We start from the raw sequence: 25,779 nt of genomic DNA on the forward strand, positions 1-25,779 counted from the left end.
CAATGAAAATGATTTTAGATCTAGACACCGGTATCGATGATGCCTTTGCGTTGGCCTATGCCATCGCACACCCGGGTATCGATTTGATTGGTGTCACCGGAACTTATGGCAATGTCACCATTGAACAAGGCATGGCCAATACCCAGGCACTGTTGACGCTACTGGGCGCAGCCGATGTGCCCGTATATGCCGGACGCGCTATCGATGGCTTTGAGGTATCTGAAGCCTCTGCTCGTATTCACGGGCGCAATGGCGTGGGTGAGGTAGATATCGCTGCAGATGATGCGCAATCTGCTGGCGATGCACTTGAATTTTTAAGCGAAGCAGCGGCGAAATACGGCGATGATTTGGTGATCGTTCCCACCGGCGCGCAAACGACGCTTGCGCGGGCTTTAGAAAAAGATCCTGCATTGCGAGGCATTCGCATGGTCAGCATGGGCGGCGCCTTAACCGTCCCGGGAAATGTGTCACCAGCGGCTGAGGCAAATATCTCCCAGGACCCAGTCTCTTCCAACACTGTGTACCAGTTGGCTGAGGATATGACCATGGTGGGCTTGGATGTCACTATGCAAACACAGCTCACACGTGCTGAGGCGGATTCGTGGCGGGGAACGCCAGCTGGAGATGTCTTTGCTGATATGGCCGGCTATTACATCGACGCTTATCAGGAAAATAATCCGCACATGGATGGCTGCGCCTTGCATGACCCGTTGGCCGTGGCGGTTGCAGCTGATCCTGACTTGGTGGATTGTTTGATTCTTCCCCTGCAGGTCGATACCGAAGGCCCCACCATTGGTCGCACAATTGGACGGTGGGATGGCTCTGAGGTAGAAACCCGTGTAGCTGTTGGGGTAGACGTGGATAGTTTCGTGCCGGATTTCATCGACAAGCTGGCGCAACTATTTGGACGATTGGTCCAAAACCAGTAAGATAAGTTATCGCTTTATGACTGCAGTTCGCAGCAGTTGTGAAGTAGTGGCGCAAGCTGCTTTTTTCATGCGGACTGAAATAACTAATAGGAGATAATCTCATGGCATTGACCGCTGAGAAGAAGTCCGAAATCCTCAAGGAATTCGGCCTGCACGAGACCGATACTGGTTCCCCAGAAGCACAGGTTGCTTTGTTGACCTCTCGTATCAACACCTTGACCGAGCACCTGAAGTTCCACAAGCACGATCACCACTCCCGTCGTGGCCTGTTGCTGATGGTTGGTCGTCGTCGTGGCCTGCTGAAGTACTTGGCTGCTAACAACGTCGACCGCTACCGTGACCTGATTTCCCGTCTGGGTCTGCGTCGCTAAGGTTTAAAGCTTTTATCACCGCTACTTGGTTCAACTAAGTAGCGGTGATACTTGTTTTCTAGGGGTACTTCTTCTCACAGTGTATTAGAGCAGCCAGTTTGGTAGACTCTGCAATGTTGTACGTGAAAAATACGTAATTGAACACTTCTTGATGGCGACACCGATGATCGCCAGATACTCTACGAAGGAGATCCCCTCTTAATGAGTCCACGCAATAGCGGGAAAGCACAAACCCCAAATAACCAGGTCAGCTTCGCAAAAGATGAAGACTTTGACATCCTCGAGGCAACCGCCGTTTTGGATAATGGTGACTTTGGCACCCGCACCATCACTTTTGAAACTGGCCAACTAGCCCGTCAAGCTGATGGATCTGTCACCACTTACTTCGATGATGACACCATGTTGTTGACCACCGTGACTGCATCGAACCAGCCACGCGAAGGCTTTGACTTCTTCCCACTGACCGTGGATGTGGAAGAGCGCATGTACGCAGCAGGTAAGATTCCTGGCTCTTTCTTCCGCCGTGAAGCACGTCCTTCAACCGAAGCAATTTTGGCTTGTCGCTTGATTGACCGTCCGCTGCGCCCAACCTTTGTTAAGGGCCTGCGCAACGAAGTTCAGGTCATCAACACCGTGTTGAGCCTGGATCCGGCAGAATACTACGACGTCATTGCTATCAATGGCTCGTCCGCAGCAACCCAGCTATCCGGTTTGCCAGTTTCTGGCCCAGTCGGTGGCGTACGCATGGCGCTGCTGGCTGATGATAAGCACCCAAAGGGACAGTGGGTAGCGTTCCCGAATGCTGAACAGCATGAGCGCGCACTGTTTGAAATGGTCGTTGCTGGCCGAATTGTTAACCGCAAGCAAAAGGGCAAGAACGTCGATGACGTTGCCATCATGATGGTTGAAGCAGGCGCTGGCGTGCACGTGCACGAACGCATTGCGGAAGGGGCACCTGCACCACAGGAATCCACCGTGGCAGAAGGCCTGGAAGCTGCAAAGCCATTCATCAAAACCCTGTGTGAAGCACAGGCAGGTCTTGCTGAGCGTGTTGGTAAGAAAACCAAGGAATTCCCGCTCTTCCCGGCCTATGCAGATGAAATCTATGATGCGGTGGCACGTAAGGCCGAAAAGAGGCTTGGCAAGCTGCTCACCATCGCCGCAAAGCAGGAGCGCGACGACGCAACCAATGCACACATGGAAGAAGTAGAAGCGCAGCTTCTGGAAGTATTTACTGAAGCAGACGCTTCCAAGCAGATCCGCGCAGCTTATAACCAGCTGATGAAGGAAATTGTGCGTGAGAAGATTCTCACCGAAGGTTTCCGCATCGACGGTCGTGCAGCAGAAGACATTCGCGACCTCGGCGTAGAAATCGGTCTGATCCCGCGCGTCCACGGTTCCGCACTCTTTGAGCGTGGAGAGACCCAGATTCTGGGCGTAACCACCTTGGATATGCTCAAGATGGAACAGACGATTGATTCTTTGACTCCAGTGGAGTCCAAGCGCTACATCCACCACTACAACTTCCCGCCATACTCCACCGGTGAGACCGGACGCGTTGGCTCTCCAAAGCGTCGCGAAATTGGTCACGGTGCATTGGCTGAGCGTGCACTGTTGCCAGTTATCCCTTCCCGCGAAGACTTCCCGTACACCATTCGCCAGGTCTCTGAGGCACTGGGCTCCAACGGTTCGACTTCGATGGGTTCCGTTTGTGCTTCGACGATGTCGCTGTACAACGCAGGTGTTCCATTGAAGGCACCTGTGGCTGGTATCGCCATGGGTCTGGTTTCTGGTGAGGTTGAAGGCACGGAGCGCTTCGTAGCCTTGACTGACATCTTGGGCGCAGAAGATGCATTCGGCGACATGGACTTCAAGGTCGCAGGGACCAGTGACTACATCACCGCACTGCAGCTCGATACCAAGCTTGACGGTATCCCTTCTGAGGTCCTGGCTAGCGCTTTGTCGCAGGCACGCAATGCCCGTGAAGAGATCCTCGACATCATGGCTGAAGGCATCGACGGCCCAGATGAGATGTCCTCGCAGGCACCAAAGATTACTTCGATTAAGATTCCAGTATCGAAGATCGGTGAGTTGATTGGCCCTAAGGGCAAGACGATCAACACCATCACGGAAGAAACGGGCGCTGATGTCTCTATCGAAGATGACGGTACAGTTTACGTTTCCGCGACTTCCGGTGAAGCAGCGGATGCAGCAATTGAAAAGGTCAATGCCATTGCTAATCCGCAGCTACCTAAGGTGGGCGAGCGCTTCTTGGGCACGGTAGTCAAGACTGTAGCCTTTGGTGCCTTCGTTTCCATCACCCCGGGTCGCGACGGCCTGATTCACATCTCTAACCTCGGTGGCGACGAGCGAATCGAAAAGGTTGAGGATGTAGTCAAAGTTGGCGATAAGATACAGATCGAAATTGCTGATATTGATAACCGCGGCAAAATCTCCCTGGTTCCAGTTGAGGCTTAATTAAACCCTCTTCATAAAATAAAAGCAGTGCTCCTGTGTGGGGCACTGCTTTTATTTTGTCTAGGTATCTAATGCAAGATATCGATGACCACGCGGGGTTGATCGTTTAAGAAGGTCACAGAGTACGGGGATTTCTTTTCCAGGCCGATGACATATTGCGACTGTGCTTCAAAGGTCGTGACAAATTCCACGCCGGTAACAACACCCGCGCCAGGGACTGTGCCGAAGTCCATGTAGGCCTCTTCTAGCTCTGGCGTTGAAGGCCAAGGAGTGGATTCCACGCCAATGTTGATGGCTGTTTCACCCTCATACTCAATAGGGAAGCCGGAGGCCTGCTGGGTCGGCTCAGGGCCTAGTTGGGTAAACCAGCCAGCGGTACCAGTGCCTTCAAAATCTAAGACCACGCGAGTAAAGGAATCATGATCCGCAACGCGTACACCGACGGGGACAAGATCAGTTCCTACCCCAGGGCTTTGCTGCTTATCTTCTGTTGTCGGACTACCTAAAGGCGAAAGTGCTTTGGAACCTTCTGTGGTTGCCTCGACGGTATCAGCAGTCTCAGTGCTGTCAGTACCTTCAGAGTCTGTGGAATCAGATGTTGTCGACTGTGGCGCTGGGTCTACAGCAACGGAAGAGTCAGCTGCTGTGTCATCAGGAGAAGAGGAACAAGCGGCAAGCAAGGTAGCGGCGGTGAGAATACTTAGGGCAGAGAGGGAAGGGCGTTGCGTTTTCATAACACCAGTTTACCTGTGTTTTAGAGTGACATCTGAGACGATTTGGTAACAGTGAGGTGTCCGTTACGGCCTTTTTAATTGGACCAATTGAATGATGTTGCCGCAGGTGTCATCGAAAGCTGAGACAACCGAATGCCCATAGTCAGTTGGTTCGGTAACAAACTCCACGCCCTTTTCTTTCAGCGCGGCGGTTTCGGCCGTAACATCCTCGGACAAAAATTGGGTGGCTGGGATGCCGTCTGCTCGCAATGCTGCTGTGTAAGCCTGGGCTGCGGGGTGAGCATTTGGCTCGAGTAAAAGCTCCGTGCCACCATCTGGATTGGTGACCGTAAGCCACCAGTAGTGCTCATTTTTGACGCTATCTTTGACTACGAAACCGAGCTTATCTACGTAGAAATCATGGGCTTTTTGAAGGTCATCAACAAATACTGAAGCAATATATATGCGCACGGTTAAACCATAGCAGCGCATCTCGCTACACTTGAGGGCTGAAGAAGAATTCTTCGGTGAAAATGCGAACAAGGAGAAAATTTCTATGACTATTAAAGTCGGTGTCTTAGGCGCAAAGGGCCGCGTGGGACAAGCAGTTGTCGAAGGTGTAGAAGTAAGTGATGATCTGGAGCTTGTTGCTACCATCGGCCGCGACGACTCCTTGGAGCTGCTATCGCTCAACGGTGCGGAAGTCGTCGTGGATTTCACGCAGCCGGATTCCGTGATGGGCAATTTGGAGTACTGCATTGCTCAGGGCATGCACTGCGTTGTGGGAACCACCGGCTTTACCGATGAGCGTTTGAAGCAGGTAGAGGAGTGGACCCAGCAAGAAGGTGCGGGACACGTTTTGATTGCTCCCAACTTTGCCATTTCCGCCGTGTTGACTATGGTTTTTGCGCGTCAAGCTGCGCCATATTTTGAAACCGCAGAGGTCGTGGAATTCCACCACCCGACGAAGCTCGATGCTCCTTCTGGCACCGCCATTCACACTGCACAGGGAATTGCAGAGTCGCGTGCAAAGGCAGGGCTTGGTGCGATGCCAGACGCAACTGCGCAAAGCTTGGAAGGCGCACGTGGTGCTCTAGTCGATGGCATTCCAGTGCATGCTGTGCGTACCCGCGGCATGGTCGCACACGAGGAAGTCATCTTCGGTGCGGAGGGGCAATCGCTGACCATCCGTCAAGATTCCTACGACCGTAATTCCTTTACCCCGGGCGTACTGCTGGGAATTCGTGAGATTGAGAAGTTCCCAGGTCTTACTTACGGGCTGGAAGAGTACTTGGGGCTGTAGATGGCCGAGCAAGTACAACTAGATGTACAGCTGATTGCTGCTACACAATTTCACCATCCACCCCAGCCGGATTGGGAAAGGGATGACGCGGCGACGGATGCGGAAGCACTCGTCGAATTCGCGGGCCGCGCGTGCTATGACTCCTTTGATAAGCCCAATCCACGTACCCAGACCAATGAGTCATATCTGCGCCACCTGTTAGAAGTTGGCCATGACGCGTTATTAGAGCACGCTACGGCCACGCTTTATATTCAAGGTATTTCGCGCTCTGCATGTCATGAATTGGTGCGCCATCGCCATTTTTCCTTCTCGCAGCTTTCGCAGCGCTTTGTCCATCCTGAGGATGCACAGGTAGTTATTCCCAAAGCTATTGCTGACGATGAGCAGCTTTCTAGGCTTTTGCTGGGGGCAGTAGATGAGACCCGGTTTGTCTATGATGAGTTGTTGAATGCTCTAGAAGAAAAGCTTGCAGATGAACCCAATGCCATTTTGCGGATGAAACAAGCGCGCCAAGCTGCACGGTCAATTTTGCCCAATGCCACTGAGTCACGGATTGTCGTTACCGGCAACTACCGCGCGTGGCGGCATTTTATTGCAGCGCGCGCAACAGAGTATGCAGACGTGGAGATTCGCAGCGTAGCTATTGCATGTTTACGGCTGCTCAAGGCGCAAGCACCAGTGCTTTTCGATGACTTCAATATCTCCACTTTGTCGGATGGCACGGAGATGGCGTCGTCTCCATATGCCTAGTTAAAGAGGCGATTTTCGGTACACACGGGTAGTGATGTACCGAAAAGTGCACGCAACAGGTAATCTTGGTAGCCATGAGCACAGGTATGACAGCAAGGACAGGTGTCGAGTACTTTGGCCGCGTCGGTGTCGCGATGGTTACTCCTTTTGATAGTAACGGCGCATTCGACGTCAAGAAGGCTCGGCAGCTAGCCGCACACCTGGTGGACAACGGCATTGATTCGCTAATCTTGTCGGGCACCACCGGAGAATCACCCACGACTACCGTGGATGAGAAGCTGGAATTGCTCAAAGCTGTAAAGGACGAAGTAGGCGACCGCGCTAAGCTCACCGCCGGAGCAGGTACGAATAACACCGCAAGCTCAATTGAGCTAGCCAAGGCGAGTGCTGAGGCGGGCGCGGATGCCCTTTTGATTGTGACGCCGTACTATTCAAAGCCCTCACAAGAAGGCGTCTACGCGCACTTTGCAGCGATAGCTAATGCCACAGACTTACCTATCTGTGTCTATGACATCCCGGGCCGCTCAGCGATCCCTGTTGAAACAGAAACTTTGCTGCGGCTGTCAGAACTTCCCACCGTGAAAGGCGTAAAAGACGCAAAGGGCGACTTTGCAGCAGCTTCGCGTCTTATCGCAGAAACTGACCTGGCGTGGTACTCCGGTGATGACCCTCTCAACCTTCCTTGGTTGTCTGTCGGCGCATCCGGATTCATTTCAGTAGTTGGCCATGCAGCTCCACGCGAGCTAGCAGAACTGTGGGATGCTTTTGACCGTGGTGATATTGAGCGCGCACGGGAAATTAACGCACAAACTCTTATCCCTCTGGCGGAGCAACAAGCTCGTCTCGGAGGCGTAACACTTGCCAAGGAAGCCCTGCGGATGCAGGGCATTGAAGTTGGAGATCCTCGATTGCCAGTACTCGGCGCAGATGCCGACGAGCTTGAGGGTCTTCGTGAGACGATGAAGAAGGCTGGAGTCCTTAAAGAATGAATGAATCCCGAAACCGCCCCCGTAAGGTAACCCGAAAGGCGGGTCCACCTGCGGAGGCGCAGGAAACCGCTTCGAATGAGGCGGCTTCGCCTGTTTTCCAGGCACCGGACAACTCTGCAACTGATTCTGCAGTGCAGAAGAACGAAAATTCCGGTAACTCCGAGAAGAGCTCGGAGAATAAAAACCAGGGTGAGAACACCAATCGTCGCAACCGCTCCCGCGGCTCCCGCGGACGCGGCCATGGCGGAAACAATGGCCAAAACAACCAGGGCGACGGAAACCAGGGCGGACGCAACAACCGTCGTGGCGGCAACAATAACAATCGCCGCAATGTTCCAAAGTCCATGCAGGGCGCGGATCTGACCAAGCGTCTTCCACAGCCACCAAAGCAGGCCAAGGGATCCCTGCGTATTTATGCACTGGGCGGCATTTCTGAAATTGGCCGCAACATGACCGTCTTCGAATACGACGGCAAGCTTTTAGTCATCGACTGTGGTGTGCTGTTCCCATCCTCCGGTGAGCCTGGCGTTGACCTGATCCTGCCTGACTTCGGTCCGATCGAGAACAAGCTCGACAAGATCGAAGCACTGATCATCACCCACGCCCACGAGGACCACATTGGTGCTATCCCATGGCTGTTGAAGCTGCGTTCTGACATCCCAATTGTTGCTTCGCGCTTTACCATTGCTTTGATCGCTGCAAAGTGTAAAGAACACCGTCAGCGTCCAAAGTTCATTGAAGTTAACGAAAAGTCGGACGTCAGCTACGGTCCATTCCGTGCACGCTTCTGGGCAGTGAACCACTCCGTTCCAGACGCGCTTGGCGTCATGCTGGGCACCCCAGCAGGCAATGTCATCCACACTGGTGATATCAAGCTGGATCAGACTCCACTGGATGGCCGTCCAACTGACTTGCCAGCGCTTTCTCGTTACGGCGATGAGGGCGTTGACCTCATGCTGTGTGACTCGACGAATGCAAATATCCCAGGCGTTTCTGCATCTGAAGGTGATATCCCAGCTACCTTCAACCGTTTGGTTGCTAGTGCTCGTCAGCGCGTAATTATCGCGTCCTTTGCATCGAATGTTTACCGCGTGCAGGCTGCCATCGATGCCGCTGTAAATGCCGGCCGTAAGGTTGCTTTCAACGGTCGTTCGATGATGCGCAACATGGAAATCGCAGAGAAGATGGGCTTCTTGCGAGTTCCACGCGGCACCATTGTGTCGATTGAAGACGCTGCGAAGATGGCTCCGCACAAGGTTGTACTGATTACGACCGGTACACAGGGTGAGCCAATGGCTGCGCTGTCGCGTATGGCACGTCGTGAGCACCGTCAAATCACGGTTCGTGATGGCGACATGATTGTCTTCTCTTCCTCCCTGATTCCAGGTAACGAAGAAGCTGTCTATGGCGTCATGAACATGCTTTCGCAAATCGGTGCTGAAGTCATTACCAATAAGGAAGCTAAGGTTCACTCCTCTGGTCACGGCTATGGCGGCGAACTGCTCTTCCTGTACAACGCAGCGCGTCCTAAGAATGCCATGCCTGTCCACGGCGAATGGCGCCACTTGCGTGCGAACAAAGAATTGGCAATCTCCACCGGTGTCGACCGCGATCGCGTAGTTCTGGCACAAAACGGTGTGGTTGTTGACCTCCAAAATGGTCGCGCACAGGTAGTCGGACAGCTGACCGTCGGCCACCTCTACGTCGATGGTGTCAACATGGGTGAAGTGGATGCGGATACTCTCGCGGACCGTACCAACCTGGGTTCCGGCGGCGTGGTTTCCATTACCTGTGTCATTGATAACCGCACCTCTCGTCTGCTTGAGCACCCATCGGTAGCAACCACGGGCTTTAGCGATGACGACCGCGGAATCGTTCCAGAGGTCGCTGAGATGGTGGAAAACACCATGAACGACCTAGCATCCGAAGGCGAAAACGACACTTACCGCATGGTTCAGCGTCTACGCCGCAAGGTATCTAAGCTGATGGATTCTAAGTACAAGCGTGAGCCAGTTATCTTGCCAACGATTATTGCGACTTCCGGTGAAGTCCTCGTGGCTGACGAAGATGACGTAAAGGCAACGCGTCCTTCCCAGTAGTCTTTCAAGACTATTTCAGCTTCTTGTCCCTCAGCATCGCTATGCTGGGGGACATGACTTTTTCTGCCGCACAACGAAATAAGCTCGCGCAACTTCTCATTGAACTCGGTCCGGACGCGCCAACCCTGTGCGAAGGTTGGGAAACTAAAGATATGGCGGCGCATTTGTGGATCCGCGAGAACCGCTTAGACGCTGCAGCTGGAATGTTTATCTCGAAGCTACAAAACCGCTTAGAGAATCTCACCCAGGAGACGCTGTCCCGTAATTATGAAGATGTCGTTAATGAATGGGCAGCTGGCCCACCTCGTTGGCTCAAGGGTATTGATACCAAGATGAACACGATGGAACACTTCATTCACTATGAAGATGTTCGTCGCGCCAATGGCATGACTGAGCCACAGCCTTTGTCCGATGCAGCAAATAAACAGCTTTATTCTGCATTGAAGATGTTGGCTTCTTCTGCGCTCCGCAAATCCGCAAGTCCGGTGGTGCTTCACCCACGTGGGTTTGATCGGATTGTTACCGCAGATAAAAAGGGAATTTCCGCAAATGGTGGTGATGTCATCCGCGTCAGCGGCGAAGTAGGGGAGTTGTTGTTGTGGGCCTCTGGCCGTGATGTTGCAGATATTACGATCAACGGGGATGCTTCCAAGGTTGCACGATAACCACTCGGCACTACTTCCATGGCGAAAGTAATTGACAAAAATCTCCTTTTTCATGTGTGGCTAATGTGACGAGAGGGTTTGTTGCGGCTAAAGTTACAAGCATGTCTGTCAAGAATGCTTCCCGCTCGTCACGTCGGCCACGTTCAGGCACCAAGAGTGCGAACCGGTCTCGGCCTGCCCGCGCGCGAAGCGGTTCTGCTACAGAAACCAAGTTGCAGGTGACACCAAGCGCTACCAACTCGCACCAGCGAACTGGTAGTGCCTTTGGTGCTGTGGGCAAAGGCCTTACCAAGGCTGCCGGTGCAACTGCCCGTGGTTTAGGAAGCGTAACTCGCTCCTTGGGGGCCGGGATGGCAAGCTTGAAACCGTCATCGGATTATGACGGAGATAATGATCGGGATTTACACGACGATCAACTAGAACATGAAAAGGAGTTCGACGACATTACCGACAAGCCGACCCCGCGCAAGCGCCGCAAATCAAGCGTGACTTCAAGGGCGCGTCAGCAACCCGTGCAAGAAGAGCTTTCTTTGGATGACTTAGACGATGTTGAAGAAGTAGAAGACGATATCGACGAGCCTGATTCTTCAGGCTGGAAGGTATCAAATCCCGATGCTGTCGGCCTCATCCTTTTGGGGCTTGCGGCCATCGTGGGTGCATCGGTATGGCTCGACATTGCCGGACCTATTGGCGCTGCTCTGGCGCAAGGTATCCACTTGGTAATTGGCGCCGGTGCATTGGTACTGCCAATCGCGTTGATTGCTTTGGCTCTAGTCCTGATGCTTGATTTAAGCGCTCCAGAACGTGGCATCCCCGTGCGAGTGGTCATTGGAACCACCATGATTATCGTGGCGATGCTCGGATTGATTCACCTATTTGCAGGCAATCCTGGTGAATGGGCCGATCGAATTGCAGCAGGCGGCGCAGTCGGTGCGTGGACGGGTGGCCTGCTGGCAGCTGGTTTCTCTTCCTATGTTGCGGTTCCACTTCTGCTTTTAGTCATTGTGTATGGTGCTTTGCGCGTAACCGGGATTACCGTGCGTGAAGCAGCCGACTTTATTAGCGCACGCATTAAGGCGCTGATTAATGGCGAAAAGACCGAAGAAGACTTCGATGATGAAGACGAAGATCTTTATGGCTCAGTCAGCAATGACATCGAAGACATTGAAAGAGGACGTGAGCGCCCACGGACTGCAAGGATTACCCCTCGCGTTAGTCCTCGTCCTGCACCACGCAGCCCTATGGATGCATATCCAACTCCTGCGCCGGAGCCTGGCCGTTACCCTGTCGATGAAAAGCCATCAGAAACCGATACTCAGGTTTTGCCCGCGATGGCTACGCCGGCTAAAACACCAAAGCCTGCTGCGCCAGTTTCTCCTGCGACTCCGGAGCCGACGCAGGTGATCAATAAATCCGAGCCTGCTCCTGCTGAAGCCGAATCTGATTCCAGCGATGTTGTTTCCTCCTCGCAAGAAGCTATGCGCCAAGCTATCTTGGCGCGCTCTGGTGTGGATCCAGTTACCGGAAAACCATCAGCTGAGCCAGAGGCGGAAGATGACGCAGCGACTGCTGGCAGTGACTCGGTTGCCTTTGAAGCACCGGATTATGACATCCCAGAAACGAACCTTTTGACTCCAGGCTCGCCATCGAAGGAACGCACCGAGGTCAACGATCGCACCATTGAGGCGATCACCGATGTGTTTGCGGAATTTAAGATCGATGCCGCTGTCACTGGTTTCAGCCGTGGTCCTACAGTCACACGCTATGAAATTGAGCTGGGCCCTGGTGTGAAGGTTTCGAAGATTACGAACCTCCAGTCGAACCTGGCATATGCCGTAGCTACTGAAAATGTCCGTCTTCTCACGCCTATTCCAGGTAAATCGGCGGTGGGTATTGAGGTACCTAACCCAGACCGTGAAATGGTACGTCTGCGTGAGGTGCTCGAAGCTCCTGCCACGATCTCGGATCATGATCCGATGCTTATCGGTCTGGGCAAGGATATCGAAGGTGAGTTCATCTCGGCTTCCGTGCAGAAGATGCCACACCTCCTGGTTGCGGGTGCTACGGGTTCGGGTAAGTCAGCATTCGTTAACTCGATGTTGGTCTCTTTGCTAACGCGCGCCACGCCAGAAGATGTTCGCATGATTTTGGTGGACCCGAAGATGGTGGAGTTGACACCATATGAGGGAATCCCACACCTGATTACGCCAATTATCACCCAACCAAAGAAGGCAACAGCTGCCCTGCAGTGGTTGGTAGAAGAGATGGAACAGCGCTACATGGACATGAAGTCCGCGCGCGTGCGTCACATCAAGGACTTCAACCGCAAGGTGCGTTCTGGTGAGCTGACGGCACCTCCTGGATCACAACGCGAGATGCGGCCATACCCATTCATTGTCTGTGTCGTTGATGAGTTGGCGGACTTGATGATGACTGCACCGAAGGAAATTGAAGATTCCATCGTGCGTATTACCCAGAAGGCTCGTGCCGCAGGTATTCACTTGGTACTGGCAACCCAGCGACCCTCCGTCGACGTTGTTACTGGTTTGATCAAGACGAACGTGCCTTCGCGTTTGGCTTTTGCTACCTCGTCGCTGACTGACTCTCGAGTTATCTTGGACCAGGGCGGTGCGGAAAAGCTTATCGGTATGGGCGATGCCTTGTTCATCCCGCAGGGCGGACGTCCTGTGCGTGTCCAGGGTGCATTCGTCTCCGATGAGGAAGTCCAGGCCGTTGTCGAAGCCGCGAAGACGCAGGCACAGCCCAACTACACCGAGGGTGTGACTGAGGAGAAGGCATCGGCAGCCAAGAAGGAAATCGATGACGACATCGGCAAGGATATGGATGACTTGCTCGAGGCAGTTGACTTGGTAGTTACCTCGCAGCTGGGTTCGACTTCGATGCTGCAGCGAAAGTTGCGCATCGGATTTGCGAAGGCTGGTCGTTTGATGGACTTGATGGAATCGCGCGGAGTGGTTGGGCCTTCCGAAGGTTCGAAGGCACGTGAGGTGCTAGTTAAACCGGAAGAGCTGGAAACCATTGTTTGGATGATTAAGGGAGCAGACCCTGCTGAAGCTCCGAAGGAAGTCCAAGAGGAGATGGCGGCTGAAGCCGAGGCATCATCTGACGATGAACCAGATACGAACACGGTTCAAGCTACATATAACCCGACCTCAGGTGCTTTCTAGCTGAAATCTGCACGAGCCCCACCCATCAACCTGACACGTTGATTAGGTGGGGCTTTCGTGTAAGATGTGACAAGTATTGGAGGGGAGTACCCCATAAATCGGCACTGATCGTCAGCACGGAAGCATTGATCCACATCACCGTTGATGTGTTCTATTTGCTCCCGGTCGTGTCGGCCCACTGAAGTGGGCGGGGGAGACCTCCGGTCAATTTAAGCTTTTCACAAGACCGGAGGATAAAACCATGGGTGTACCTTTGTGGATCTGGCTGATAACCGGTGCGGTTATCGCAGGATTTTTCATTTTCGACTTTTATTCGCACGTAAAGACGCCGCACGAGCCATCCCTGAAAGAATCAGGTACGTGGACTGTCTTCTACGTTGCCATCGCTCTGCTCTTTGGCCTTTTGGTGTGGGGCCTGTGGGATCATGAGCACGCACTGCAGTACTACACGGGTTATGTGACAGAGAAGGCTCTGTCGGTAGATAACCTCTTTGTCTTCGCCCTGATTATGGGTGCGTTTAAGATTCCGCGTAAGTACCAGCAAAAGGTGCTACTGATCGGCATCGTTTTGGCGCTGGTGTTCCGCCTCGTATTCATTTTGCTTGGCGCAGCAGTCATCGCTGCATGGTCTGATGTATTCTACCTCTTCGCGGTGTTCCTGCTGTTTACCGCTATCAAGCTCGTCATTGATGAGATTCGTGATGCAGAAGAGACCGACCCTAACGACATGTTGATCATCAAGTGGTTGTGCAAGGTTATCCACGTAACCCCGCGCTACCACAGCGACAAGCTGACTCACCGCGAAGAATCTGGCCCGCAGAAGGGCAAGCTGGCCCTAACGCCATTGTTCATCGCTTTGGTCGCTATTGGCTTGATTGACATCATGTTCGCGTTTGACTCCATCCCAGCTATTTACGGTATTACCTCGGAAGCATTCCTGGTCTTCACCACCAATGCTTTCTCCTTGATGGGTCTGCGTCAGATGTACTTCTTGCTCGACGGTCTGCTGGACCGCTTGGTGTACCTGTCTTACGGCCTTGGCATCATCCTGGGATTCATCGGTGTGAAGCTGCTGTTGCACGCATTGCACGAAAATAACCTGCCATTTATCAATGGTGGTGAGAACGTGACCGTCCCAGAGGTCGGCACGGTTACTTCCTTGCTCGTCATCGTCGGTGTCTTGGTCATTACCGTCGTCGCGTCTGTCATCAAGAACAAGCGCGATGAGGCCCAGGGCGGCATCCAAATCTCTCACAACCACTATGACTGGGACGATGAGGGTAATCGGATCGTGCGCAACAAGAAGGGTGACCTGGTTGGTTATGCTTCTGAGCTTCCTGAGAGCGAATTACCAAGCACCAAGTAGATTGGTCGCTTTAGGGCTTTAAACTAAAAAGTCGGACACTATTGCACGCTGCAGTAGTGTCCGACTTTTTCTATGTTGGTGAGGCTCTAGTCTTGGGAAGATAGCGTGTCGTCTTAGATTTCAAACGACGCGGTAACAGGGCCCCACTCGCGAATCTCGCGCTTGTGCACAATTTCCTCGGTCCAGAAAGGGTCACCGTCCATGATGGTGACGGCATCTTCGACCGTGGAACCTTCAGCAAGTTTGACGATGATGAGCGCCCCGCGCTTGGAATCGGTAAAAGGACCGGAGCCCAGGATCTGTTCTTGGCTGTGCAAGACTTCAATAAATTCACGGTGTGCAGGTCGCACATCAGCGAGGCGAGGATGGTTTGCGTTGTATTCATAAAGCACTGCGAAGTATTTCATCTGTCTCATTGTACGGAAAACCGGCCAGATTTCGGTGGGATCGTTCATGAATAATTCGAGCACGCTATTATGTCTTGTGTGGGCATTTCAAAAGATAGCGTGAATTCAAGTTCCGGGGCAGCGAAACCTTCCAACTGGAACCTGCCTAATGTTTTGACCAGTTTGCGTATCTTATTCATCCCCGTTTTCGTGTGGCTGGTGCTCGCTGAACACCAGTGGTGGGCCTTTGGCCTTTTTGCTGTACTGATGGCCACAGACAAACTTGACGGCGACATCGCACGTGCACGCGGGCTTATCACTGACTTTGGCAAGATTGCGGATCCTATCGCGGATAAAGCGTTGATGACTGCGGCGCTGGTGTCTTTAAATATCATCGGCGCCCTGCCAATTTGGATTACCGTGGTCATCTTGGTTCGCGAATTCGGCATTACCTTGTGGCGCATGTGGATGTTGCGCAACGGCAAGGTGGTGCCAGCGTCCAAGGGCGGCAAGCTGAAGACTGTCCTGCAATCACTCGCGGTTGCGCTTTATCTGTGTCCGCTGCCCGGTTGGATGGATATCCCATCGTATGTAGTCATGCTCGTTGCAGTGGCCGTTACGGTCGTCACTGGCGTGCAGTACTTGCTGGATGCCAGAAAGCACAATTAGATGCTTGCTACGAAGGTCGTTCAGCAGTTATCTTCACGCGGGGAGACCCTTGCCTTTTGTGAGTCGCTTTCAGCGGGGCTGGCCAGTGCCACTATCGCGCAAGTGCCAGGTGCATCGGCGGTTTTGCGCGGTGGGCTAATAACGTATGCAACAGATCTCAAGGTGGCTTTAGCTCGTGTGCCGCAAGAGCTTGTCGATGAATACGGGGTGGTCTCACCAGAGACCGCTGTTGCCATGGCGAAAGGCACTCGCTGGGTCTGCAATGCAACGTGGGCGGTGTCATTGACTGGAGTTGCCGGGCCAGATTCCCAAGAAGGACATCCGGTGGGGGAAGTCTTTATTGCGTGTGCAGGACCCGACGGTGTCGGAGTAATCCGTGCGCAGCATTCCGATGGTCAGGAATTGCTTCATGGCGACCGCAATGAGATTCGCGCACAGGCTGTCGATTGTGCTCTGGAATTATTATTGAACTGCCTTTGACCTCGGTGAAGGTTAAATTTTTATAGACATGGGAACAAATAGAAGTTAAGCATCGTTGGAACAAGTAATGAACACTACAACTGCACTCCTCGAAAAAACTACTGGTTCCCATGCAGCTTCCGCATCACACAGTGCTCGTGTTCGTCATCCCGAGCCCCTGTTGCGCGAAGCACTTGGACTAACCCTGCGTGCCTTCCGCGCTGATAAAGGCGTGACCTTACGTGAGCTCGCTGCAAGCGCGCACGTGTCCCCAGGCTATCTCTCTGAGCTGGAACGTGGCCGCAAGGAAGTCTCCTCTGAGATGCTTGCTGCGGTGTGCCATGCGCTAGAAGCTTCGGTCTCGGATGTTCTCATTGAAGCAGCTGGCAATATGGCGCTGCCGACTGTCAATGAAGAATTGGCTTCGACTGCTCCTGCTGCTTCTGAGGCCTAAGATTTACTTTGTGATGGAACTTAAACCTGATTTACACGGCACTGGCAGTAAGATTTAGCTACCATTGTGCCTGTAGAATTCTAAGGTAGTTTTAGACTTAGTAGACTTAAAGTAAACAGAAGTAAACAGACAATCTGAATCTAGAAGATTTTTAATGAAAGGCCTGGGACTATGGCTAACCCGTTCGTGAAGGCGTGGAACTACCTCATGGCGTTGTTTGACTCCAAGATTGAGGAGCACGCTGACCCTAAGGTACAGATCGAGCAAGCAATTCAAGACGCACAGCGTCAGCACCAGGAATTGTCCCAGCAGGCAGCAGCAGTTATTGGTAACCAGCGTCAGCTGGAGATGCAGCTCAACCGCCGCTTAGGCGAGATTGAGAAGCTGCAGGGCAATACTCGTCAGGCACTGGAGCTGGCTGACAAAGCTCGCGCTGATGGCGATGAGAGCAAGGCTGTTGAGTACGAGAACGCAGCTGAAGCATTCGCTGCACAGCTAGTTACCGCAGAACAGGCAGTTGAAGATTCCAAGCGTCTGCACGACCAGGCGCTGCAGCAGGCAGATCAGGCGAAGAAAGCAGTTGAACGTAACGCTGGCACCCTGCGCGAGAAGGTCGCTGAGCGCTCGAAGCTGCTGAGCCAGCTGGAGCAGGCGAAGATGCAGGAGAAGGTATCTGATTCGCTGTCGAGCATGAACGAGCTAACCAACACCTCCGGTCCTTCTTTGGACTCTGTGCGTGACAAGATTGAGCGTCGTTATTCGAAGGCTTTGGGTCAGGCGGAATTGGCATCTAACTCCGTGGAAGGGCGCATGGCTGAGGTTCAGCAAGCTGGTATCCAGATGGCCGGTCACTCACGCTTGGAGCAGATCCGAGCTGAGATGAACTCCAACAACGCAGTGGAGACTGGTTCTTCCGCATCCAACAAGTCGATTGAAGCGGGCGCTAATGATGCAGCTCCTTCAGCTTCTGATGACGCAGTTCAAGCTCGTCTGCGTGAACTACGCGGTGAGTAGAATCTAAGTTCTGCATAAATAAAAAGGCGGTGTCGTTAATCGACATCGCCTTTTTCGTGTTCAATGGGGGTCATGACGACAACGCAGACTTGGCCTATTACCTGTACAGGCAGTGGTCGCGGACCAGCTTTGACCAACCTCGCACTCGCTGCTGGCCACCAAATAGTAGCAACTACACGTTAAGGCACACTTCCCATCGGAGACCCACGTTTTGTTCAGATTCAGCTCGATCCGGCCGATATGCAAGATTGCAGGTCAGGAAGATGTGGAACACTTTTCGATCCCCGGCGGATGAAGTGCCGGTGTTTTCCTGCAGCGATCGAAACTCCACTCATCTCGTTGTGCTGACGACAGAATGTCCTTCGGGGTTGCCGGCCAGGCGGGGGTTACTTGACGGTCATGCCGAATGAGTCCGAGATGGACCGGGCGGTCTGCTTGGCGTAGAGGCCTACCCCGGTGAGTGTGGCGGATCCGGGGCCGGTCCAGTCGCCATAACCGACCAGGTGCAGGCCCGGGTATTTCGGGGTGGTGCCGTCCAGGAGCCGGCGCACCGGCCCGAGGGACGGCCGAAACCCGGTACACCAGATCAGATGATTGGCCCGTACTTCGTTGAGGGAGCTGAACATCGGCGTCGCCGCCAACCATCCGGCGTCGCGGGCAGCGCGCACCTCAGGCAGCACGACAATGTCGCCGAGCTCCGAGTCGGCCCCCGGATCGGTCTCGCCGCGCTGGACGGCCAGGGCGCGTTGTCGGTTCCGGCGAAACAGCACCCGTCCGTCGACATCATCGGGCATCCACCGTGGTGGATGGCGGGTATACCAGGTGACTTCGGCAACACCGGTGAGTTCGGCGGAGATCTGCGCGGCGGAGTTCGCCGCCCCCACCACCGCCACGGACGACCCCCGGAAGGGGCCCGCCCCGGGATAGTTCGCCGAATGCCACTGCGTGCCGGTAAACAATCCCGGGTAGGCCGGGACGAAGGGAGTAGACCAGGTACCGGTGGCGGCTACGACATGGGGAGCCGTCCACGACCGATCACCGGCGTGGAGGCGGTAGCCTCCATCCTCCCGCTCGACGCGGTCCACGTGCACGGGGCGCTCGACGGGGATCCGGTAGCGCTGCTCATAGTCGGCAAGGTAGTCGATGACATGGTCCGACGGTGGGAATCCCTCGTAGGCTGGCATAGGCTTGCCCGGCAGGCTGGAGAACTCCGCGGTGGAAAACAACGTCATTGATGGCCACACATGCCGCCACGCCCCACCGGCATCCTCCTGATCGTCGAGGACCAGGGTGTCCACGCCTGCTCGCAGCAGGTAGTAGGCGGTGGCGAGCCCCGCCTGGCCACCGCCAATAATGATCGCCTCGAAGTGTTTGCTGGTCACGTGTGTGATCGTCTCCTGCTCGTCGGTGGTGGTTCAGTCCATCTGCAACACGGTGCGCAGCTCCGCGAACAGCTCCGGGCGCACCTGATGGGTCACCGTCCGGCCGACCCGGACCTTGTCCAATAACCCAGCCTCGGTCAGCCGCTTCAGGTGGTGCGACACGGTCGGCTGACTCAACCCCGACGTCTCTGTCAGCTCTCCGACGCTGACCGGGCCGCAGCCTTCGGCCGCTAACTGCGATAGCAAACGCAGGCGGGCGGGATCGGCCAACACCTTGAACAATGTGGCGTAGCGTTCGGCCTCACCACTGGTCAAGGGGCCAGCGCCCAGTGAGCAACAGGCGGATAAGTCCGCCAGCGGGAGAGTCTGCGAGAGTGTCATACCAACCATCCTATATTGACAAGCATCGATATCAAGGCTACTTTTTGTATTGATGCTTGTCAATACTGCGAAAGGCTCGTATGAATTCTGACCACCGCCCACGCATGACCTTTTTAGATCGCTTCTTGCCGGTCTGGATCATTCTTGCCATGGCCGCTGGCCTGCTCATCGGCCGGGTCGTCCCCGGTATCGGTGACGCCCTGGGCGCTTTAGAGGCCGGTGGGATTTCCCTGCCGATAGCACTTGGCCTGCTGGTGATGATGTATCCGCCGCTGGCGAAGGTTCGCTACGACAAGGCCGGTGAGATTGCCGCTGACAAACGCCTAATGACCGTGTCCTTAGTGCTCAACTGGCTGGTCGGTCCGGCTTTCATGTTTGCCTTGGCCTGGATCTTCCTGCCGGATCAGCCGGAACTGCGCACCGGATTGATCATCGTCGGCCTGGCTCGGTGTATTGCGATGGTGCTCGTCTGGAGTGATCTGTCGTGTGGTGACCGGGAGGCCACGGCCGTGCTGGTGGCGATCAACTCGGTGTTCCAAGTCATCATGTTCGGCGTACTCGGCTGGTTCTACCTCCAGGTCCTGCCAGCCTGGCTGGGCCTGGCGACTACCTCGGCGGAATTTTCCTTCTGGTCGATCGTGGTTTCCGTGCTCGTATTCCTCGGCATCCCGCTGGCCGCCGGCGTGGCCTCCCGAATCATCGGTGAAAAAACCAAGGGCCGTGCCTGGTACGAAAACACCTACCTGCCGAAGATCTCCCCGCTGGCACTGATCGGCCTGCTCTATACCATCGTGCTGCTGTTTTCCCTGCAGGGGGAGCAGATTACCTCCCAACCGTGGACCGTGGCCCGCCTGGCTGTGCCGCTGCTGGCCTACTTCGTCGGCATGTTCGCCATCGCACTGATTGCCGCGAAGGCGTCGGGAATGAATTACGCTCAGTCGGCGTCGGTGTCGTTTACGGCCGCGGGCAATAACTTCGAGCTGGCCATCGCCGTGGCCATCGGCACCTTCGGGGCGACCTCCGCACAGGCGCTGGCCGGCACGATCGGCCCGTTGATCGAGATCCCAGTGCTTGTCGGCCTGGTCTACACCATGCTGTGGCTGGGGCCGAAACTCTTCCCCCAGGATCCGACCCTACCTGTATCCTCGACACCGTCCCCGCAGACTGCTGTATCCGAGAAGGAGAACTTCACCTCATGAGCACCCACCCAACAGTCCTGTTCGTCTGCGTCGGTAACGGCGGCAAGTCCCAGATGGCCGCAGCCCTGGCCGCTAAGCACGCCGGTGACCAGATCGAGATCCACTCCGCCGGCACGACACCCGGCACGAAGCTCAACCCCCAGTCCGTCGAGGTTATCGCCGAGGCCGGTGCCGACATGTCCGCAGGCCACCCTAAGGGTGTAGATCCACAGCTGTTGCGCGAGGTCGACCGCGTGATCATCCTGGGAGGTGATGCCCAGCTGGAGCTACCCGACGATGCCCGCGGTACGTGCGAGCGGTGGGTGACTGACGAGCCGTCCCAGCGTGGGATCGAGGTCCTGGAGCGCATGCGTCTAGTCCGTGACGACATTGACACCCGGGTGCGCAGGCTCCTCGCCGAGCTGCTCGAGAACTGACCACCCCACCTGACACCACCAACGACCCCGCGCGATTCCCGCGCGGGGTCGTTGGTGTCTGCACCGGCTGTCAGCGTCCTCGTCCGGGAGCCGGACACGCTGGTAGAGACCGGGATGTGTCGGGTTAGGACGTAGCCTGCGGGTGCTGCTCCTCCTGGTCACTGGTGGTCTCAGTGGTGTCGGTGTCGTCGTCGGCGACGATCTCGACCCCGCAGCAGTCGGAGGTGGAGTTTTTCTTGGTAAACAGGTCCTTGAAACCCATGAGAGTGTGTCCTTTCGGTAGGGGTACGTGGTTTAGAGGATGATCGTCATCGCGTAGCCGGCCAGCATGGCCGCCAGCAGAATCGTGATCACGAAGGTGGCCAACAGTTTTGGCTTGAACACCGCCGCCAACATGGAGACCTCCGGCGGAGAGGCCCCCGCCCCGCCGATCATCATCGCGAAGATCGGGCCGATGGCCACCCCGGCACCCGATAAAGCCAGGGCGACCGGCAGCATCGTCTCCAGTCGGACATACAGCGGGATACCGATCACCGCAGCTAGTGGAATCAGCCACCAGACGTTTCCACCGGCCATAAATCCCAGGCCGTCTTCGGGCACGCCCCCGTAGATGAATGCACCGATGGACACGCCGATGATCATCGGAAGGAGCATGGGGCGAAGATCGTCCCATGCCTGACGGATCGCTGCCGGGGTTTCTTGTTTGATTCCACGCCACGGGGTCCCGTCCAGCTGGCGACCGCCCTTGACCTTGACCTTGCGCAGCTGGTCTTCCATGCCCAGCGCGGTCCAGGCCCAGGGTGCTCCCAGCGACAGCAGCACCATGATCACCGCGTAGCTGATCGCGACCTGCCAGGTAAAGATCAGCCAGATCCCGCCGACGATAACCGGGTTGAGCAGCGGCGAAGCGATCAGGTAGGTCACGGTGGTACGAAAGGCCACCCCGGCTTTGAGCATGCTGACAAACATCGGGATCGTCGAACAGGAACAAAACGGAGTGATCGCCCCCAATGCCAGTCCTTTGACCTGGCCGGGAACCGCTCCACCAGCCATCCAGCTCTGCAACCGCTCCGGGCCGAAGCGCCGGTTGATCAGCGCGACCGCATAGGAGATCACCAGAAACAGCAGGAGCAGTTCGACCAGGAGGATAGTGAACGTGCCGAGCGCGCTAATCAGCATCAACGACATCGTTTCTCAGGGAGGTGTCCGTGCAGCAGGCGCGTTGTCCCTCCGGGGTCAACGTCGCCAGGTGCGCCAGCCAGCGCACCGGATCAGCCAGCTGAGCACAACACACCGAATTCAGCGTGGCACGACCCCTCGGCTCCGAGTCCACCAGTCCGGCCTTGCGCAGGGCAGCCAGATGATGGCTGACCAACGCCTGACTCATCCCGGTGACCTCATGGAGCTGGCGGTTGGTCATCGACGTCTCCGCCAAGGTGAGCAGGATCGTCAACCGGTTTTCATCCGACAGCGCGGCCAGTGTGGGTACGAGTAACTGGGCCCGCTCGGCGGGACTGAGATCCGACGCGGGGATGGATAAGGAAATCTCTGTAAGCACACTCCGATATTAACAAGCGAGTACTTGTATTTCAAGCAATGGTTTGAACATCGGGAAAGGGGTTCCTTCCGGCCTTTCCCGAGCGTCTCACTTTCAAGGAAGTGGGACACCATCAATGACAATGGATTGAAAATACACAGTCCCAGGAGGAGCATGTCCCACAAGTCATGCCACAGCCATGTCCCATAATGTCCGCTACAGAATGGACTTCCGGCACTATTCTGGTTATGGATACTGGCTACGCCCGGGTGTCGACCGCGAAACAGGACCTTGACCGACAGATCGGCGCTCTGCGCCAGGAAGGTATTGCCAGCAAATACATTTACGTTGATAAGAAATCCGGATCCACCACCAACCGCCCCGGACTGCACAAGGCACTGGATCAGGCCCGTGAAGGCGACGTCATTGTCGTCCACACGCTCGACCGGTTGGGGCGCACGGTGCGGGATACGTTGAATCTGATCCATGATCTTCAGGAGCGTAACGTCGGGGTGCGCACCCTGGCTGATCCCATGCCAGTTGATTCTTCGAACCCGGATGACCCGATGGCCCAGTTGGCGGTGGTGATCCTCTCAATGTTCGGACAGATGGAGCGCACTTACGTTAGTGAGTGCGCAGCGCATGCTCGGATCGTGGCGGAATCCAAGGGTAAACGAGCCGGCTGGCCCTGCGTGGTCGACCCCGACAAGCTCTGCTACGTGGAACACGTCTGTGCAGATGGCTTCTGACATCTGAGTAAACGCCTTCTGGGAATCACAGTGGGCAACCTCAGAAATTCAGTTCAGCAGACCGAACCGCGACTATGATGAACTGCGCGAACAAGTCTTAGGGACAGCGGCGGTTCCATGACCCAGTGAACCGGGAGCAACTGGTGGAGGAATTAGTCCGGAGGATATCGTGCGCAGCATCTGCACGCACGTTTCCGCAGATAGCGGACCACTACGTCTTGTCTTAGGTGACGGAGCTGCGGAACAGAGCACGATGGTGCTCGAAAATAGGAGACAGTACTACTCGAACAAACTGGATCGAGAGCCCAAGCCGCATAGCTAGTCACCAAAGCCGCGGGCTTGAAGAGCTTCGCCGATAGCGCGTGCGCGTCTAATAGAGCGAATCAACACTGGGGTACCAAAGGCCGAGATAGAAAAGCCGGCGCCGCGTGCTTTGCGGGCATCGAGTACTTCACCCACGGTGGCAAACATTAATGGAATCAGCCGTATCGTCAATGACATCGCTAAGGTGACGTTTTCTACAGGAAAGCCAAAGCGACCAAGCGGTGCCAGTGAGGTCTCAACAGAGTCCATGATTTCATCGACCGTCGACGTCAAGGTCAATAAGAAGGCAATGAGGATGGCAGAGAAAATAGACAAGAACATGGTCAGCGCATAGTCCAAGTCTTTTGCCCACCATTGAAAAGCCGCTAATGGGATCACGATAATCAACGGGGGCCACAGCTGCGATAAAGCTACGCGCGGCGGAATAGCAGCGAGAAAATAGAATGCCACGGCGATGCCACAAGCTAGCAACCCACGCAGTGGGGTTGTCGCTAGTAGGGAGGTAGTGATAACAAAGACGATGATAAAGAGCAGTTTCCAGCTGGCACGCAGGCGGTGAACGGGGGTGTCTTTATCAACATAGACAGCTAGCGGGATGTTTTTGGTCTTCATCGCAGTGCTCGTTGTTCCATCAACTCGGTGTAGAAGCTAATTGCATCCGTGGGCAAGCCATCATAAGCAATCGAGTGATTATCAATGCAGATTACGCGGTCGAAATCCGAAATGAAGTCCAAGTCGTGGGTCACCACGATGACTTGCTGCTCAAGGGCTGCGAATTCACGTCGAATGCGGTTGCGATTAATCAGATCTAATAAGGTCGTCGGCTCATCAGCCAGAATGAGAATCGGTTCAATCACAAGCACCGCTGCCATCGCCAGCATCTGCTTTTGTCCGCCCGAAAGCGTGTGCGGGGAGTGATCGGCAAGGTCGGTGAGTTGAAAGCGCGCCAGGGCTGCATCGACAAGCTCATTGCGACGTTGCTTCGACATCTTGAAACGCCGCAAGGAAAACGCCACGTCATCGCGAACATTGGGCATCACGATCTGGTTTTCTGCATCCGAGAAGATAAACCCGATCTTCTTGCGAAGTTCCTTGGCATGTTCTGCAACATCGAAACCGTCGACTGACACCGAGCCTGAAGTCGGTTCACCTAGACCATTAATCAGCCTGGTAATGGTTGATTTTCCCGAACCATTAGCCCCAATGATACCGATGCGGTGCTCGTGCAGATCTAAATTGATGTCTTTGAGCACCGGGGTGTCATCGAATGCGACATCAACGTGCTCGAACTTGATATGCGGCACTACGCGGTCTTTCTCTTTCGGGAAATAAGGTCAGGAAACGCTGCATGAACGCCAAGCGCAATAATAATTGCGACAACAATCTTCGCGCTATCAGGCAGCAAGAAAGGAATCTGGGCCGCAAATGCTGGCGCGAGTTCCAAACCTGAGCGGATCATCAAGCCGAAGGAACCGCAGATGTATTGCACCGCGAGACCCACAAACGCTGCGATGATAAAGGTGATGGCCATTCCGGCCTTTTTACGTGGCGCACGGTAGGCAATGAGACCAGCAATAGCAGGGGAGAGAACATAGCCGATGATGTAGCCGGCCGTGGGACCCGCGAGTGCGCGTAGAGTGGTGCCACCACCGGCAAGTACCGGAAGGGCTAAGCCGAGGACGAGAAAGAGCAGGCCAACATACAGGCCGCGGCGTCCACCGAGTACAAGTCCTGCCAGGATGAGCGCAGCATTTTGCATGACGATGGGCACGCCAGCGGTGCCGATAGGGATGGAGACAAACGCAAGGACAATAACGAGTGCTGTGAAGACCGCTACGTACGCTAGGTCTGTCGCTAGGGATTTCTGTTTCATGCAAGTTACTGTAGAACAAAGTTATTATTGCTGGCAAACCCATCTTTTGAACAGTGTTTAAGCAGGCGCTTTATCGCGCTACGCT

General features: G+C 55.0%; 27 protein-coding genes and 1 pseudogene. 17 read left to right on the forward strand and 11 right to left on the reverse strand.

Annotated elements, in window-relative coordinates:
- The first annotated feature begins 2 nt into the window (after positions 1-2).
- From CSTAT_RS05495 to CSTAT_RS05505, 3 genes are all read left to right on the forward strand, one after another.
- Positions 3-929: a nucleoside hydrolase gene (locus CSTAT_RS05495; protein ID WP_066840977.1), complete on the forward strand. Its 927-nt coding sequence runs from the start codon at positions 3-5 to the stop codon at positions 927-929.
- A gap of 101 nt (positions 930-1,030) precedes the next feature.
- Positions 1,031-1,300 (forward strand): 30S ribosomal protein S15, encoded by a 270-nt coding sequence (rpsO, locus tag CSTAT_RS05500; RefSeq protein WP_066793443.1) that lies wholly within the window; start codon positions 1,031-1,033, stop codon positions 1,298-1,300.
- A 201-nt stretch (positions 1,301-1,501) separates the two neighbouring features.
- Complete coding sequence (locus CSTAT_RS05505) at positions 1,502-3,778, forward strand: polyribonucleotide nucleotidyltransferase (protein WP_075722750.1); 2,277 nt, start codon at positions 1,502-1,504, stop codon at positions 3,776-3,778.
- A gap of 68 nt (positions 3,779-3,846) precedes the next feature.
- Here the strand turns inward: CSTAT_RS05505 and CSTAT_RS05510 are convergent, their stop codons facing one another.
- Entirely contained in the window at positions 3,847-4,512 is a 666-nt protein-coding gene (locus CSTAT_RS05510) for an AMIN-like domain-containing (lipo)protein (RefSeq protein WP_075722751.1), read from the reverse strand.
- A 63-nt stretch (positions 4,513-4,575) separates the two neighbouring features.
- A complete protein-coding gene (locus CSTAT_RS05515; RefSeq protein WP_066797524.1) occupies positions 4,576-4,962 on the reverse strand; it encodes a glyoxalase/bleomycin resistance/extradiol dioxygenase family protein in 387 nt (128 codons plus the stop codon).
- Positions 4,963-5,047: 85 nt separating this feature from the next.
- On the opposite strand from CSTAT_RS05515, the gene dapB reads away from it, so the two are divergent.
- The 7 genes from dapB (at position 5,048) to CSTAT_RS05550 (ending at position 14,851) form a co-directional block, all read left to right on the forward strand.
- Positions 5,048-5,794, forward strand: a complete 747-nt coding sequence (gene dapB / locus CSTAT_RS05520) for a 4-hydroxy-tetrahydrodipicolinate reductase (RefSeq protein WP_066793451.1) — start codon at positions 5,048-5,050, stop codon at positions 5,792-5,794.
- Positions 5,795-6,544 (forward strand): FAD-dependent thymidylate synthase, encoded by a 750-nt coding sequence (gene thyX, locus CSTAT_RS05525; protein ID WP_066793454.1) that lies wholly within the window; start codon positions 5,795-5,797, stop codon positions 6,542-6,544. It abuts the gene before it with no gap.
- A gap of 74 nt (positions 6,545-6,618) precedes the next feature.
- The gene (dapA, locus tag CSTAT_RS05530; protein ID WP_075722752.1) at positions 6,619-7,533 is read left to right on the forward strand and encodes a 4-hydroxy-tetrahydrodipicolinate synthase; all 915 of its coding nucleotides are present in this window, start codon (positions 6,619-6,621) and stop codon (positions 7,531-7,533) included.
- Positions 7,530-9,632 carry a ribonuclease J gene (locus CSTAT_RS05535; protein WP_083640700.1) on the forward strand — a complete coding sequence of 701 codons (2,103 nt, stop codon included), beginning with the start codon at positions 7,530-7,532 and terminating at the stop codon, positions 9,630-9,632. The genes dapA and CSTAT_RS05535 overlap by 4 nt, the downstream gene beginning before the upstream one ends.
- A 53-nt stretch (positions 9,633-9,685) precedes the next feature.
- Positions 9,686-10,297: a TIGR03085 family metal-binding protein gene (locus CSTAT_RS05540; protein ID WP_228385341.1), complete on the forward strand. Its 612-nt coding sequence runs from the start codon at positions 9,686-9,688 to the stop codon at positions 10,295-10,297.
- A gap of 101 nt (positions 10,298-10,398) precedes the next feature.
- On the forward strand, positions 10,399-13,485 hold the full coding sequence (locus tag CSTAT_RS05545; RefSeq protein WP_075722753.1) for an FtsK/SpoIIIE family DNA translocase: 3,087 nt from the start codon (positions 10,399-10,401) through the stop codon (positions 13,483-13,485).
- Between the two features lie 241 nt (positions 13,486-13,726).
- Positions 13,727-14,851 (forward strand): TerC family protein, encoded by a 1,125-nt coding sequence (locus CSTAT_RS05550; RefSeq protein WP_075722754.1) that lies wholly within the window; start codon positions 13,727-13,729, stop codon positions 14,849-14,851.
- Positions 14,852-14,964: 113 nt separating this feature from the next.
- Here the strand turns inward: CSTAT_RS05550 and CSTAT_RS05555 are convergent, their stop codons facing one another.
- Positions 14,965-15,258 (reverse strand): YciI family protein, encoded by a 294-nt coding sequence (locus CSTAT_RS05555; protein ID WP_066793471.1) that lies wholly within the window; start codon positions 15,256-15,258, stop codon positions 14,965-14,967.
- A 69-nt stretch (positions 15,259-15,327) separates the two neighbouring features.
- On the opposite strand from CSTAT_RS05555, the gene pgsA reads away from it, so the two are divergent.
- The 4 genes from pgsA (at position 15,328) to CSTAT_RS05575 (ending at position 17,833) form a co-directional block, all read left to right on the forward strand.
- Positions 15,328-15,906, forward strand: coding sequence for a CDP-diacylglycerol--glycerol-3-phosphate 3-phosphatidyltransferase (gene pgsA, locus CSTAT_RS05560; RefSeq protein WP_066793474.1), 579 nt, complete (start codon positions 15,328-15,330; stop codon positions 15,904-15,906).
- On the forward strand, positions 15,907-16,386 hold the full coding sequence (locus CSTAT_RS05565) for a CinA family protein (RefSeq protein WP_066793478.1): 480 nt from the start codon (positions 15,907-15,909) through the stop codon (positions 16,384-16,386).
- 67 nt (positions 16,387-16,453) lie between these two features.
- Positions 16,454-16,819 carry a helix-turn-helix domain-containing protein gene (locus CSTAT_RS05570; RefSeq protein WP_066793481.1) on the forward strand — a complete coding sequence of 122 codons (366 nt, stop codon included), beginning with the start codon at positions 16,454-16,456 and terminating at the stop codon, positions 16,817-16,819.
- Positions 16,820-16,990: 171 nt separating this feature from the next.
- Positions 16,991-17,833 carry a PspA/IM30 family protein gene (locus tag CSTAT_RS05575; RefSeq protein ID WP_066793493.1) on the forward strand — a complete coding sequence of 281 codons (843 nt, stop codon included), beginning with the start codon at positions 16,991-16,993 and terminating at the stop codon, positions 17,831-17,833.
- A gap of 386 nt (positions 17,834-18,219) precedes the next feature.
- Here CSTAT_RS05575 and CSTAT_RS05580 read toward each other — a convergent pair whose 3' ends face one another.
- Together CSTAT_RS05580 and CSTAT_RS05585 are read right to left on the reverse strand one after the other, a co-directional pair.
- On the reverse strand, positions 18,220-19,215 hold the full coding sequence (locus CSTAT_RS05580) for an ArsO family NAD(P)H-dependent flavin-containing monooxygenase (RefSeq protein ID WP_075722755.1): 996 nt from the start codon (positions 19,213-19,215) through the stop codon (positions 18,220-18,222).
- Between the two features lie 33 nt (positions 19,216-19,248).
- Complete coding sequence (locus CSTAT_RS05585) at positions 19,249-19,596, reverse strand: ArsR/SmtB family transcription factor (RefSeq protein WP_066793499.1); 348 nt, start codon at positions 19,594-19,596, stop codon at positions 19,249-19,251.
- Between the two features lie 80 nt (positions 19,597-19,676).
- On the opposite strand from CSTAT_RS05585, the gene arsB reads away from it, so the two are divergent.
- Positions 19,677-20,795 (forward strand): ACR3 family arsenite efflux transporter, encoded by a 1,119-nt coding sequence (arsB, locus tag CSTAT_RS05590; protein ID WP_075722756.1) that lies wholly within the window; start codon positions 19,677-19,679, stop codon positions 20,793-20,795.
- Positions 20,792-21,211, forward strand: coding sequence for an arsenate-mycothiol transferase ArsC (locus tag CSTAT_RS05595; protein ID WP_075722757.1), 420 nt, complete (start codon positions 20,792-20,794; stop codon positions 21,209-21,211). The genes arsB and CSTAT_RS05595 overlap by 4 nt, the downstream gene beginning before the upstream one ends.
- Before the next feature lie 124 nt (positions 21,212-21,335).
- Here the strand turns inward: CSTAT_RS05595 and CSTAT_RS13590 are convergent, their stop codons facing one another.
- The 3 genes from CSTAT_RS13590 to CSTAT_RS05605 are packed head-to-tail and all read right to left on the reverse strand — an operon-like array spanning position 21,336 to position 22,769.
- A complete protein-coding gene (locus tag CSTAT_RS13590) occupies positions 21,336-21,473 on the reverse strand; it encodes a hypothetical protein (protein ID WP_169833256.1) in 138 nt (45 codons plus the stop codon).
- Positions 21,474-21,505: 32 nt separating this feature from the next.
- Positions 21,506-22,390: a permease gene (locus tag CSTAT_RS05600; protein WP_066793506.1), complete on the reverse strand. Its 885-nt coding sequence runs from the start codon at positions 22,388-22,390 to the stop codon at positions 21,506-21,508.
- Positions 22,380-22,769 carry an ArsR/SmtB family transcription factor gene (locus tag CSTAT_RS05605; protein WP_066793516.1) on the reverse strand — a complete coding sequence of 130 codons (390 nt, stop codon included), beginning with the start codon at positions 22,767-22,769 and terminating at the stop codon, positions 22,380-22,382. Before CSTAT_RS05605 ends, CSTAT_RS05600 begins: the two co-directional genes overlap by 11 nt.
- A gap of 227 nt (positions 22,770-22,996) precedes the next feature.
- Here CSTAT_RS05605 and CSTAT_RS05610 point away from each other — a divergent pair.
- Positions 22,997-23,494: pseudogene (locus CSTAT_RS05610) on the forward strand (recombinase family protein); the annotation flags it as partial.
- Positions 23,495-23,815: 321 nt separating this feature from the next.
- Here CSTAT_RS05610 and CSTAT_RS05615 read toward each other — a convergent pair.
- The 3 genes from CSTAT_RS05615 to CSTAT_RS05625 are packed head-to-tail and all read right to left on the reverse strand — an operon-like array spanning position 23,816 to position 25,694.
- Positions 23,816-24,433, reverse strand: coding sequence for an energy-coupling factor transporter transmembrane component T family protein (locus CSTAT_RS05615; RefSeq protein ID WP_066793519.1), 618 nt, complete (start codon positions 24,431-24,433; stop codon positions 23,816-23,818).
- Complete coding sequence (locus tag CSTAT_RS05620) at positions 24,430-25,125, reverse strand: energy-coupling factor ABC transporter ATP-binding protein (RefSeq protein ID WP_075722758.1); 696 nt, start codon at positions 25,123-25,125, stop codon at positions 24,430-24,432. The genes CSTAT_RS05615 and CSTAT_RS05620 overlap by 4 nt, the downstream gene beginning before the upstream one ends.
- Positions 25,125-25,694, reverse strand: a complete 570-nt coding sequence (locus tag CSTAT_RS05625; RefSeq protein WP_075722759.1) for a biotin transporter BioY — start codon at positions 25,692-25,694, stop codon at positions 25,125-25,127. The genes CSTAT_RS05620 and CSTAT_RS05625 overlap by 1 nt, the downstream gene beginning before the upstream one ends.
- Between the last annotated feature and the right edge of the window lie 85 nt (positions 25,695-25,779).

The sequence above is a fragment of the Corynebacterium stationis genome (assembly GCF_001941345.1).
Taxonomy (GTDB): Bacteria; Actinomycetota; Actinomycetes; order Mycobacteriales; family Mycobacteriaceae; genus Corynebacterium; species Corynebacterium stationis.

Excerpts from the sequence above, each read along its gene's own strand:
- CSTAT_RS05495 (WP_066840977.1), top strand. The coding sequence starts at position 3 with ATGAAAATGATTTTAGATCTAGACACCGGTATCGATGATGCCTTTGCG.
- rpsO (WP_066793443.1), top strand. The coding sequence starts at position 1,031 with ATGGCATTGACCGCTGAGAAGAAGTCCGAAATCCTCAAGGAATTCGGC.
- CSTAT_RS05505 (WP_075722750.1), top strand. The coding sequence starts at position 1,502 with ATGAGTCCACGCAATAGCGGGAAAGCACAAACCCCAAATAACCAGGTC.
- CSTAT_RS05510 (WP_075722751.1), bottom strand. The coding sequence starts at position 4,512 with ATGAAAACGCAACGCCCTTCCCTCTCTGCCCTAAGTATTCTCACCGCC.
- dapB (WP_066793451.1), top strand. The coding sequence starts at position 5,048 with ATGACTATTAAAGTCGGTGTCTTAGGCGCAAAGGGCCGCGTGGGACAA.
- thyX (WP_066793454.1), top strand. The coding sequence starts at position 5,795 with ATGGCCGAGCAAGTACAACTAGATGTACAGCTGATTGCTGCTACACAA.
- dapA (WP_075722752.1), top strand. The coding sequence starts at position 6,619 with ATGAGCACAGGTATGACAGCAAGGACAGGTGTCGAGTACTTTGGCCGC.
- CSTAT_RS05535 (WP_083640700.1), top strand. The coding sequence starts at position 7,530 with ATGAATGAATCCCGAAACCGCCCCCGTAAGGTAACCCGAAAGGCGGGT.
- CSTAT_RS05540 (WP_228385341.1), top strand. The coding sequence starts at position 9,686 with ATGACTTTTTCTGCCGCACAACGAAATAAGCTCGCGCAACTTCTCATT.
- CSTAT_RS05545 (WP_075722753.1), top strand. The coding sequence starts at position 10,399 with ATGTCTGTCAAGAATGCTTCCCGCTCGTCACGTCGGCCACGTTCAGGC.
- CSTAT_RS05550 (WP_075722754.1), top strand. The coding sequence starts at position 13,727 with ATGGGTGTACCTTTGTGGATCTGGCTGATAACCGGTGCGGTTATCGCA.
- CSTAT_RS05555 (WP_066793471.1), bottom strand. The coding sequence starts at position 15,258 with ATGAAATACTTCGCAGTGCTTTATGAATACAACGCAAACCATCCTCGC.
- pgsA (WP_066793474.1), top strand. The coding sequence starts at position 15,328 with ATGTCTTGTGTGGGCATTTCAAAAGATAGCGTGAATTCAAGTTCCGGG.
- CSTAT_RS05565 (WP_066793478.1), top strand. The coding sequence starts at position 15,907 with ATGCTTGCTACGAAGGTCGTTCAGCAGTTATCTTCACGCGGGGAGACC.
- CSTAT_RS05570 (WP_066793481.1), top strand. The coding sequence starts at position 16,454 with ATGAACACTACAACTGCACTCCTCGAAAAAACTACTGGTTCCCATGCA.
- CSTAT_RS05575 (WP_066793493.1), top strand. The coding sequence starts at position 16,991 with ATGGCTAACCCGTTCGTGAAGGCGTGGAACTACCTCATGGCGTTGTTT.
- CSTAT_RS05585 (WP_066793499.1), bottom strand. The coding sequence starts at position 19,596 with ATGACACTCTCGCAGACTCTCCCGCTGGCGGACTTATCCGCCTGTTGC.
- arsB (WP_075722756.1), top strand. The coding sequence starts at position 19,677 with ATGAATTCTGACCACCGCCCACGCATGACCTTTTTAGATCGCTTCTTG.
- CSTAT_RS05595 (WP_075722757.1), top strand. The coding sequence starts at position 20,792 with ATGAGCACCCACCCAACAGTCCTGTTCGTCTGCGTCGGTAACGGCGGC.
- CSTAT_RS13590 (WP_169833256.1), bottom strand. The coding sequence starts at position 21,473 with ATGGGTTTCAAGGACCTGTTTACCAAGAAAAACTCCACCTCCGACTGC.
- CSTAT_RS05600 (WP_066793506.1), bottom strand. The coding sequence starts at position 22,390 with ATGCTGATTAGCGCGCTCGGCACGTTCACTATCCTCCTGGTCGAACTG.
- CSTAT_RS05615 (WP_066793519.1), bottom strand. The coding sequence starts at position 24,433 with ATGAAGACCAAAAACATCCCGCTAGCTGTCTATGTTGATAAAGACACC.
- CSTAT_RS05625 (WP_075722759.1), bottom strand. The coding sequence starts at position 25,694 with ATGAAACAGAAATCCCTAGCGACAGACCTAGCGTACGTAGCGGTCTTC.